11 protein-coding genes and 1 pseudogene are annotated in these 9,677 nt (G+C 71.2%); 5 read left to right on the forward strand and 7 right to left on the reverse strand.

The window, feature by feature from the left end; genetic code table 11:
* From ABZ570_RS32600 to ABZ570_RS32630, 7 genes and pseudogenes are all read right to left on the reverse strand, one after another.
* A pseudogene (locus tag ABZ570_RS32600) lies at positions 1 to 376 on the reverse strand (hypothetical protein); the annotation flags it as partial.
* An 81-nt stretch (positions 377 to 457) separates the two neighbouring features.
* The gene (locus ABZ570_RS32605; protein ID WP_358071807.1) at positions 458 to 1,000 is read right to left on the reverse strand and encodes a hypothetical protein; all 543 of its coding nucleotides are present in this window, start codon (positions 998 to 1,000) and stop codon (positions 458 to 460) included.
* A gap of 195 nt (positions 1,001 to 1,195) precedes the next feature.
* A complete protein-coding gene (locus tag ABZ570_RS32610) occupies positions 1,196 to 1,726 on the reverse strand; it encodes a GNAT family N-acetyltransferase (protein ID WP_358071809.1) in 531 nt (176 codons plus the stop codon).
* A gap of 74 nt (positions 1,727 to 1,800) precedes the next feature.
* Positions 1,801 to 3,012: a glycosyltransferase family 4 protein gene (locus ABZ570_RS32615; protein ID WP_358071811.1), complete on the reverse strand. Its 1,212-nt coding sequence runs from the start codon at positions 3,010 to 3,012 to the stop codon at positions 1,801 to 1,803.
* Positions 2,916 to 4,235 (reverse strand): O-antigen ligase family protein, encoded by a 1,320-nt coding sequence (locus tag ABZ570_RS32620; protein WP_358071813.1) that lies wholly within the window; start codon positions 4,233 to 4,235, stop codon positions 2,916 to 2,918. The genes ABZ570_RS32615 and ABZ570_RS32620 overlap by 97 nt, the downstream gene beginning before the upstream one ends.
* A 5-nt stretch (positions 4,236 to 4,240) precedes the next feature.
* Complete coding sequence (locus ABZ570_RS32625; RefSeq protein WP_358071815.1) at positions 4,241 to 5,512, reverse strand: hypothetical protein; 1,272 nt, start codon at positions 5,510 to 5,512, stop codon at positions 4,241 to 4,243.
* 196 nt (positions 5,513 to 5,708) lie between these two features.
* Positions 5,709 to 6,026, reverse strand: coding sequence for a hypothetical protein (locus ABZ570_RS32630; RefSeq protein ID WP_358071817.1), 318 nt, complete (start codon positions 6,024 to 6,026; stop codon positions 5,709 to 5,711).
* A gap of 110 nt (positions 6,027 to 6,136) precedes the next feature.
* Here ABZ570_RS32630 and ABZ570_RS32635 point away from each other — a divergent pair, with 110 nt between their 5' ends.
* The 5 genes from ABZ570_RS32635 to ABZ570_RS32655 all read left to right on the forward strand — a co-directional run.
* Positions 6,137 to 6,286: a hypothetical protein gene (locus ABZ570_RS32635; RefSeq protein WP_358071819.1), complete on the forward strand. Its 150-nt coding sequence runs from the start codon at positions 6,137 to 6,139 to the stop codon at positions 6,284 to 6,286.
* 33 nt (positions 6,287 to 6,319) lie between these two features.
* Positions 6,320 to 6,931, forward strand: coding sequence for a hypothetical protein (locus tag ABZ570_RS32640; RefSeq protein WP_358071821.1), 612 nt, complete (start codon positions 6,320 to 6,322; stop codon positions 6,929 to 6,931).
* Between the two features lie 54 nt (positions 6,932 to 6,985).
* Complete coding sequence (locus tag ABZ570_RS32645) at positions 6,986 to 7,708, forward strand: Stf0 family sulfotransferase (protein ID WP_358071823.1); 723 nt, start codon at positions 6,986 to 6,988, stop codon at positions 7,706 to 7,708.
* Between the two features lie 239 nt (positions 7,709 to 7,947).
* Positions 7,948 to 9,426 (forward strand): NCS2 family permease, encoded by a 1,479-nt coding sequence (locus ABZ570_RS32650; protein WP_358071825.1) that lies wholly within the window; start codon positions 7,948 to 7,950, stop codon positions 9,424 to 9,426.
* Between the two features lie 29 nt (positions 9,427 to 9,455).
* The coding region (locus tag ABZ570_RS32655; protein ID WP_358071827.1) for a GNAT family N-acetyltransferase at positions 9,456 to 9,677 on the forward strand (222 nt) is incomplete at its 3' end.

Here is a 9,677-nt window from a genome sequence, read left to right on the forward strand (position 1 = left end):
GCCGCGAAATGACGGTTGAGGTTCCGGGGCTCGATCGGGGTGCCGACCTCGGAGGGGAAGACCAGGCCGTGATCCTGCCAGACCTCGGCCAACCGCTCGCGTTCCCGCCGCTGGCGCTTCTGTGGTCCAGCAGCACCAGCCAGGTCCAGTCAGGCAGGGGGAGGACATTGTCCGAGTCCTCGGTCATCGTGTCTTGGAGGTGAAGCTTGCCGCCGGCCCGCTGCACAGTCTGACCGATGGCAGCGGTGCCGTTGTCCAGGTCAAGGTCTGACCACCGCAGCCCGAGCAGCTCGCCGCGCCGAAGCCCAAGCGTCGCTGCCACGACGTAGAGCGCGTACAGGCGGTGCCCTTCCGCAGCGGCGAGCAGCTTGCGCACCTGGTCGACGGATAGCCCCCCGGCTGCCGGCGATGTCGGGCTCCACTTGATGCGTGACGGCTTGATGTCGGATGGTGGGTGTCAGGAGTGGGAGGGCGAGGGCATTGGCGAGGACAGCAAGCGCATGATGCGTTCGTCTAGCGCGTTTTTCATTGACCGGTCGGGTGCGGCGTTGAACGCAGCCTCCTGTAGGGGTTTCGGAAAGATCCGCCGGATACTGTCCGGGTATGCCTTCTCTCCGTCTGTCGGTTCGTCGAAGGTGACAGGCGGTCCCAGATGCACGGCGATCGGCATCGACACTCCGCTGAGCGAGCTGAGGTCGATATCAGGTCCCTTCGCGATGTCTGCCGTGCTGAGGTACGTGCAGTAAGCCAGCGTGTAGATCGTGCGGACCTCGTCAACGGTGTGAGCCGAGTCCGGCGCCACCCCGAACACCGAGGCTGCGCAGACCGGCCATGCATCTGGATCGTGCCCCCGGTCAAAGGTCGGGTTGTGCTCGATTGCGTCCACCACGCGCGATGCGAGCTGCTCCCGGAATGGCTCGGGCAGCTTCCGTGCGTTGGGCACCGACAGCCACCGCAGCACGAAGACGCCGGACGCCACCAGGAGCAGCGGCACGAGCACCAGCGCCCACCGTCGGGCATGCTTCCCATTCACGGGCGTGACCCTAAACCACGACGGGACCTTCGGGAGCCCTGGCAGCCTGAGAGGCTGTGCCAGCAGGTGCCGGGCACCGATCCCGCTGGTGGCGGGACAGCGGCTCTATGTTCCGCTTCAACGTCTGAATCCGGCCCGTTCCCATGGGCCAAGAGAGGACCATCAGGGCCAGTGCGACGTGAAGATCCAATCGAGGCCGTCTTCTCCTTGGCTGTCGAGGTGTTCGGCGCGATGTAAGCCAGCCCGTGCAGCGACCCGCTGGGAGGGTGTGTTCTCAGGGCGGACTCGGGCGATGACCGGGTAGTCGGGGTGATGGCCGATAGCCCAACCCACGACGGCCGTGGCTGCTTCGGTGGCTACCCCGTTGCCCCAGGCAGATGGATCGAGGCGATAGAACAGGTTCAGGATCTCGTGGTGCCTCAACTTCATGACTTTGATGCCGCAGAAGCCAAGGCCCTTGCGATCGGCATGGACGACCCAGTACCCGAAGCCCTGGCGTTGCCAGTGCTCATCCCACCGCTGGTAGAGGTCTTCCGCCTCGGCGCGGGTGCTCAGCATGTCTGCCGGGTTATGGGCACAGGCTCGGGGGTCGCTGTGGATGGCGTAAATCAGGTCGATGTCGGCGGGAGTGGGGCGGTGCAGTGACAGCCGTGCGCTCGTCAACTCCTCGTTGTCGAAACCTCGGTTGCCCATCACGAGTCCGCCCGCAGCTGGTTTGCCCGCCGCTAGTCGGGCACTGATTCCAGCCGGTAAACGTCCACCTCAAATCAGGCCGTTCGCTTCGCCCGGCGACCGGCTGGCGCTGTCACACAATCCAGCACCTCCTGTAGCCGCCGGGCCATCACCGTACGGGACCGGTGCTCCTCAATGTAGCCGCGGCCACGGTGCCCCATCTCGATCAGCGTCATGTCGTCCAGGTCGGCGAACTTCCGCAACCCGGCCGCCAGTTCCCCGGTCGGCACGGTCAACCCCGACCCCGACGCCATCAGGATGTCCTCCGGGTCGCCCGGGCAGTTGTTCAGCACCGGCAGCCTGGCCGCGAGGTAGTCGTACAGCTTGTTTGGGCTCGCGCCCTCGCGGTACAGCGGGTTGTCGACCAGCACATGCACACCCACGTCCGCGCCGGCCAGGATGCCCCGCAGCTCCTCCTTCGGTACGGCGTCGAGGAAGTGCACGTTGGACAGGCCCTCAGCGGCCGCCCGCGCCACGAGGGTGTGCTTGTCGTGGCCGTCGCCGATCAACACGAACGTGTGCTCCGGCAGTTCGGCGGCGGCGTCCAACAGCCGGTCGAGGCCGTTGATCGGCCCGTGGGAGCCGGCGTACACGAACAGACGGCCCCGCACCGGCACCCGCTCCCGCAGCGGCCGGTACAGGTCGTGGCGGCGCCGGAAGTCGTCGGGCTCCGCGCCGTTGGACACCCACGCCAGCTTGCCCGGGTCGATGCCGGCCTCCGCGAAGTACAGCCCCCACGACCCGGCCACCACGACGATCCGGTCAGCCCGCCGGTACAGCCAGCACTCCAAGGCCCGCAGCACCCGGTGGGTGACCGACCCGCGCCGCAGGTAGCCGAGGCTGACCATGGCCTCCGGCCACAGGTCGCGGACCTCCAGGACGAACCGTGCCCGGCGCAGCCGCGCGAGGGCCCAGCCGGCGACCGGCGCGAGGATGTGCGGCGACGAGGCGTACACCACGTCCGGGCGGGGCAGGCGCTGCCCCGCGCGGAAGGCGTTGTGGGCGTACGTCACCCACGACATCGCCCTGCGGTGGTCGTTGCGGGTGTAGCCGGTGACCGGGACGGTGATGAACCGCGGGTCGTCGGTGGTGAACTCGCCGTGGGTGACGTGGTCGACGTTCCCGGCGATGATCTGCCAGTCCCAGCCGGTCAGCCGGCCGAATAGCTCGACGTGGCGGGTACCTCCGGCGCTCGATGTCGGTTTGGCGTAGTGGTTGAGGACGAGTACCCGCCGCTGCCCCGCCATGGGATGCCTTTCGGTTGGGGAATGGTGTGGGGGCGGGGGTGGTGCCGGCCGACCGCGACGACAGCGAAGATCCAGAAGAATCGGGTGTCGTAGTAGCCGCCGGAGAACATCGAGGCGGCCAGGACGTAGACGGCGGCGACGGCGCAGCCGATCTGCTCCGGCGTTGCCGTCTTCCAAGGGTGCCCGTCGCGGCACCAGCGGACGACCGCCCACATCAGCAGGCCGACGCCGACGATGCCTGTCTCGGCGGCCAGCCCGGCTAGGTAGTTGTGGGGGTAGTTCATGCCGGTCGCGGCGTTGAACGCGTCCATTCCGGCCCCGGCGATGGGGTGCTGGCGGAACAGGTCCCACGCGGCGGTCAGCAGCTCGGGCCGCTCGGAGTAGCCGTTCGCGTCCAGGGCGGTTGTGTTGTAACGGGTGGCGGCGAGGGCTTCGACGGCCGCGCCCATCACCTCCCACACCGCCCACCCGGCGGCCGACCCCAGCAGGAGGGTCGCGGCGAGGACGGCGGTGCGTCGGCGGCGGAGGAAGAACACGAAGAACACGGTTGCGGCGGCGACGGCGGCGATGAGGCCCCCCCGGGAGCCGGACAGCACCGCGGCTACCGCGAGGACAGGGACGGGGGCGAGGAGCCACCAGCGGCGGCTGGCCACGGCGAGGGTGATCGCGGCGATGACGGCGAGGCACATGACGCGGACGAACACGTTGGGGCCGCCGCCGAACGCGGACATGCGGCCCTGCGCCTGGGGTCCGGCTTGCAGGCCGGCCAGGGCGTAGATGATGCCGGCGGCGAGGGTGAGTGCCAGCAGGATCCGGGCGGCCCGGGGCGGGTCGGCGGCGGTGAACGCGGCCGTGCAGATGACAAGCAGCCACAGGAGCAGCAGATCCCAGGTGACCTGTTCGACGCGGGCGGCCCACGGCGCCCACAGGGCGGAGGCGAGCTGCGCGGCGATGAGCGCGGTGAAGGGGATGAGCAGGCGGGGCCAGGGCCGGGCGGCGACCCGGTGCCACAGCTCGACCTGCCACAGCACTGCCATGAAGGCGAGGACGGCGAAGGCGGTCTTGCGGAGGTCACCGACGCCCAGGTCGGGTAGCCCGGCCCGGTCTGGGGTGATGCGGCCGGCGAGGGCGACTACGAACAGGGCGGTGACCCAGGTGACCGACAGGGCTGGCCGTGCCGCTGGTGGTGTTGCCAGCAACTCGGGGCGGCGGGTGGCCTGCATGTTGGTCACCGCGCTGGCTCGGGTCGGCCGGTGGTGAGGGCGGCGAGGGCGAGGAGCGCGCCGGCCGCGTAGGCGATCGCCGAGCCGACCGCAGCCCCGTACGCGCCGGAGTGGGGGATGAGCAGCAGGTACGCGGCGACGGCGATGAGCATGGCGGGGATGTCGGCGATGAGCGCGGAGCGGGCGCGGCCGGTGGCGACGCCGAGACCGACGGCGACGCGGCTGACCGCGTAGGCGAACGTGCCGGCGGCCAGGGGCAGCAGCAGGTTGGTGGCGTCGCGGTAGTCGTCGCCGAACACTGGGGGGACGAGGAGCCGGCCGGCGCCGATCAGGGCCGCTGCGGCGGTCAGGCCGTACCCGCAGGCGGCGGCCAGGGGGCGGGTGCGGTTGAGGGTGCCGGCGAGGTGTTGCCGGTGCCAGCGGGCGGCGTTGGCGTCCACCCACGACTGGACCGGCCACACGGCGAACTCGCCGACGGTCGCGACGACGATGTAGAGGCCGAGCTGTTCGTAGGACCCGAGCCACGGCAGGAACAGCCGGTCGGCGCGCAGCATGATGAGGCTGGCGAGGCCGGCGGGGAGCAGCCGCAGGCCGAGCTGCCGGGCCTGTCGCAGGCCGGCGGCCGGGCTCGGCCCGATAGGTGGGGTGCGGCGGCGCAGCAGCAGCCACGACAGGGCTGGGGCGGTGGTGAGGGCGGCGGCGTAGGCGGCCAGCCACCCGGCGGCCGAGTCCACCTCGGCGGTGGTCAACGCGCACGCGGCGGCGATCAGCACCACCTGGCCGGTGAGCGCGCCGACGGCGAACGGGACGGCAGTGCCGGACGCTGCGGCGGCCGTGCGGACCGCCCCACCGGTGACCATCGCCGCAGCCGCGACGACGAACACGACCACGGTCAGCGCGATGCCGTCGCCGGTGTCGGCGCCCACGACCGCGACGACCGGCACGGCGGCGGCGACGACGAGCAGCCCGGTCGGGGTGACCAGCCGCAGCGTGTCCGCCAGCGCGGCGAGCGGGGTGCGGCCCGGGGGGATGAGCACCGGGTAGGCGCGGTCGGTGCCGGCCTGGGCGCACAGGTTGGTGAGGTAGCCGACTTGGAGCAGCAGGGCGATCTGCCCGCGTCCGGCGGGGCCGAGGGTGCGGGCGGCGAGGACGTTGATGAGCAGGCTCGCGGCTGCGGTGGCCATTTGCGGGGCCATGAGCAGTGCGGTGGTGCGTAGCCCGCCACGGTGGGTGGGCCGGGGGCCTGCTGTGGTGGTGGCGTGACCTACTACCGTCACCCGTTGTCCTTCCGCCCGGTGGTCGTGGCCATCGCTTCGGCCAACGAGGCAGGTGGAGGCGGGGATGTGGCAGGGACCCGACAGGCGGACAGCCGGAGCCCCGGGCTGCCCCTTGTGGGGGATTGGTCTGGGGCTTCCAGGTGACCGCAGGGTGAAGGTGCGCCGATCGTAACCCATCGGTGTCAGGCCGTGATGGTTATCGCAGCGTTTCGTAGCGGGTGATCCGGTGGCCGGTCGTCGGCCCGTGCAAGCCTGCCCACTCGTCCCGCGCCTCAGCCGTGTCAAACGGCACCGGGCCGATGCACACGGTGCAGTGGGCCAGGTAGAACGTGCGGGCCGGTGGTAGGCCGAGCAGGTCGTCTATCGACTCGCCGCAGGCGCACTGGTAGCGGCCTGGTCCCCGACTGTTCATGCCCCACCCGTCGTGGCCCTCGTGCGGGGTGCCCGTCTTGAGGGCGTTGATGTGCGGGGTCAGGGCAGCGGCCTCGACGGCGAGGTCTTCGAGGAGTCTCACCCACCGCGCGCCTTCTCGGCGGCGGGTAGCGGCCGGAACTCGGCGGCATATCCCATCCGGGCGGCGATCAACGCCAGAACTCGACCCAGCCGCATGTGCACCTTCAGGTCATGGACGACGGCGACCCGTTCCGGGCAGTCGGCGTACCGATGGTCTTCCGCGACTACCGCGTCCGTCGTCGGGACGGTACCGAAGAGTTGGTGCGGACGGGCGTGCCGGACAATGGCGAGGTCGTGGAGACGATGACCAGCCCCGGTTGACGCGCTCCCTAGGGTGTAGGCGGGAGGTCGGCGATGCGAAGAGGGGTGCGCGGGACCCTCGCGGTCGGCACCGCGCTTCTGGTGGTCCCCGGCTGCACCTCCGGGGGCGGTGCCGGAGGGCCGGCCGTGCCTGCGGCCAGCCCCACCGCCACCGCGACGGCTGAGGCCACCATCTCCGCTGCCCAGCCCGTGACGGACGAGGTGCCCCGGCCGGTCACCTGCGGGCCCGGTGAGGCGCACATGACCGAGCCGACGCCGACCCCGCCCGGCCCGGACGACGTGGTCGCCGGCCCGGTGATCTGGCGGGGCCTGAAGGCGATGGCGACCGGCGATCCCGCCTCCTTCGGCTACCAGGACGCCGACGGCGGTCACTACAAGGTCGGCGTGGGTGTCCAGGCCGGCACGACCGTCACCGTCATGATCGGCCCGGAGGCTCGCGGCCGCGCCGGCCTGAAGTACGGCCAGGCCTGGGGATACCGGCCGGTGGAGGGGGTGCGGTTCGCCGCCTGTCCGGACGGCGACACCTGGTTCGTCGGCGGCTTCTTCGTCAAGGGGCGCCGGTGCGTGCCGCTGGACGTCACGGCCGACGGTTCCCGGCCGGTGCGGGTGGTCGTCTCGCTCTTCGCCGGGCGTTGCCCAAGTTAGGCGCGGACGGCAATTCGGTTGCCAGGACCGGCGTACGGCGATCAGATCGACGTCATGGGCGAGGTCGACGCGTACTTCATCTGTGCCACGCCGCGGACGGGCAGTTCGCTGCTCTGCGGCCTGCTCGCCGCCACCGGGGTGGCCGGCCGGCCGGAGGCGTACTTCCGGGAGCCCGACGAGGCGAGCTGGGCGGACCGCTGGGGCCTGCCGGCGGGGGCGTGGAGCTACGGCGACTTTGTCCGGGCCGCGCTGGCGGAGGGCCGGACCGGCAACGGCGTGTTCGGGGCGAAGCTGATGTGGGGGACCCTGGACCGGGTCGTCGCCGGGCTGGCCGCCGAACACCCGGAGCTGGCCGGCTCGGACGACGCCCTGCTGCGCCGGGCGTTCGGCCGGACCGCCTTCGTGCACCTGCGTCGCGACGACGTGCTGGCGCAGGCGGTGTCCTGGCTGCGCGCCGAGCAGACCGCCGTCTGGTACGTCGGGGACCCGGGCTGGACCGGCCGGGAGCCCCGGTACGACCCGGACGGCATCGACGCGCTGCTGCGGACCATCGAGGCGCACCAGGCGGCCTGGGCGGAGTGGTTCGACGCGTACGGGATCACGCCGCACCGGGTGCGCTACGAGGACCTGGCCGCCGACCCGGCGGGGGTGACCCGCGGCATCCTCGACGCCCTCGGGCTCGCCCTGCCGCCGGGGGTGACCATCCGTCCCCGGCACGTACGGCAGGCCGACGCGCTCAACGCGGCGTGGATCGCCCGCCACCGGTCCCGGACGTGACGTTGGCCACCCTCGCCTCGGGGCGACGCGTAGGGGCAGGTCATCCACCGTTACCGCGCGGTTAAAGTGGGCTTGCGAAGTCGCTCTCCGACCAGGGTGCGGCTTCGTAGTGCTTCATGGGATCCGTGGAGCCCAGCCGTCCCGACGTTCTCCGGGCCAACCGAATCGGGACGACTGCAACCCCCACCGCCCGATCGGCGCGTCCGGCGGGCCAACCCGGAACGGAGTAAGTCCACGCCATGAGCGTGACTCTGCAGGAACCTGCTGCCCCGGTCGAGTCGGCGGAACCCGCCGAGCGCGGCCGCCTCGACCGCTTCTTCGAGATCACCCGCCGGGGCTCGACGGTCAAGCGTGAGGTGCTCGCCGGGATCACCACCTTCGCGGCGATGTCGTACATCGTCGTGCTCAACCCGCTGATCATCGGCACCGCGCCCGACAAGGACGGCAACCTGCTCGGCATGGGGCCGGTCGCCGGGGTCACCTGCCTCGTCGCGGCGGTCATGACGATCATGATGGGCGTCGTCGGCCGGGTGCCGTTCGCCGTGGCGACCGGTCTGGGTTTGAACGCCTTCGTCGCGTACGCCGTCGCCTCGCAGATGACCTGGGCCGAGGCGATGGGCCTGGTCGTCATCGAGGGCCTGATCATCACCGTGCTGGTGCTGACCGGCTTCCGGAAGGCCGTCTTCCGGGCCATCCCGGCCTCGCTGAAGGCCGCCATCGCCGCCGGCATCGGCCTGTTCATCGCCATGATCGGCTTCGTCGACGGCGGGTTCGTCCGGGCCGGCACCGGCGTGCCGGTGCAGCTCGGCGGTGACGGCACGCTGCGCGGTTGGCCCACGGTCATCTTCCTGGTCGGCCTGCTGCTCACCGGCATCATGGTCGCCCGCAAGGTGAAGGCCGGCGTCCTGATCGGCATCGTGGTCACCACCGTCCTCGCGGTGATCGTCAACGCCTTCGCCAAGCCGGGCGGGGCCTTCCTCCCCGACGGCCAGCCCAACCCGAACGGGTGGCGGCTCAACGTCCCCACCCTGCCGGACCCGCTGGTCAAGGCACCCGACCTGCACCTGCTCGGCAACGTGTCGTTCAGTGCGTTCGCGCACGTCGGCGTGATGACCGCGCTGCTGCTGGTCTTCACCCTGGTGCTCGCGGACTTCTTCGACGTGATGGGCACCACCGTCGGCCTGGCCAAGCAGGCCGGCCTGACCAACGCGGACGGCACCGACATGCCCCGGCTGGGCAAGGTGCTCTTCGTCGACGGTGTCGCCGCGGTCGCCGGTGGCGCGGGCAACGCCTCCTCGGCCACCACGTACGTCGAGTCGTCCTCGGGCATCGCGGACGGTGGCCGTACCGGCCTGACCAGCGTGGTCACCGGTGTGCTCTTCCTCGGCGCGCTGCTGCTCACCCCGCTGGTGTCGCTGGTGCCGAGCGAGGCCGCCGGCCCGGCCCTGGTGATCGTCGGCGCGCTGATGATCCGCCAGGTGAAGGACATCGACTTCACCGACGTGGGCGTCGCGGTCCCGGCGTTCCTGACCATGACCCTGATGCCGTTCACCTACTCGATCACCAACGGCATCGGCGCCGGCTTCGTGAGCTGGGTGGCGATCCGGGTGGCGCAGGGCAAGGCCCGGACGGTCCACCCGCTGATGTGGGCGGTCTCCGCCGCGTTCGTGGTCTACTTCGGGATCAACCTGGTCAAGGCCGTCACCGGCGTCAGCTGACCGGATCATCGTCGCGCCCCCGCTGCCCCATGGCCCGAGGCAGCGGGGGCGCGACGTATCCGGATCATGGGCCAGAGTGTGGCCTCACCGTCGGCGCGATCGGGCTGAAGTTCTGGCCGTCCACCGACGGTGCCGTCGAGTTCGGCTACGGCGTAGCCCCGTCCCGGCGCTGCCGCGGCTACACCACCAAAGCCGTCCGCGCCCTCGTCGCCTTCGCCCGCACCGTGCCCGGGGTCACCCGCCTGTTTGCG

Source organism: Micromonospora sp. NPDC007271, assembly GCF_040634005.1.
Classification (GTDB): domain Bacteria; phylum Actinomycetota; class Actinomycetes; order Mycobacteriales; family Micromonosporaceae; genus Micromonospora.

Coding starts and splice junctions, on each gene's coding strand:
- ABZ570_RS32610 (WP_358071809.1), bottom strand. CDS start 1,726: ATGGGCAACCGAGGTTTCGACAACGAGGAGTTGACGAGCGCACGGCTG.
- ABZ570_RS32615 (WP_358071811.1), bottom strand. CDS start 3,012: ATGGCGGGGCAGCGGCGGGTACTCGTCCTCAACCACTACGCCAAACCG.
- ABZ570_RS32620 (WP_358071813.1), bottom strand. CDS start 4,235: ATGCAGGCCACCCGCCGCCCCGAGTTGCTGGCAACACCACCAGCGGCA.
- ABZ570_RS32635 (WP_358071819.1), top strand. CDS start 6,137: ATGGACGACGGCGACCCGTTCCGGGCAGTCGGCGTACCGATGGTCTTC.
- ABZ570_RS32640 (WP_358071821.1), top strand. CDS start 6,320: ATGCGAAGAGGGGTGCGCGGGACCCTCGCGGTCGGCACCGCGCTTCTG.
- ABZ570_RS32645 (WP_358071823.1), top strand. CDS start 6,986: ATGGGCGAGGTCGACGCGTACTTCATCTGTGCCACGCCGCGGACGGGC.
- ABZ570_RS32650 (WP_358071825.1), top strand. CDS start 7,948: ATGAGCGTGACTCTGCAGGAACCTGCTGCCCCGGTCGAGTCGGCGGAA.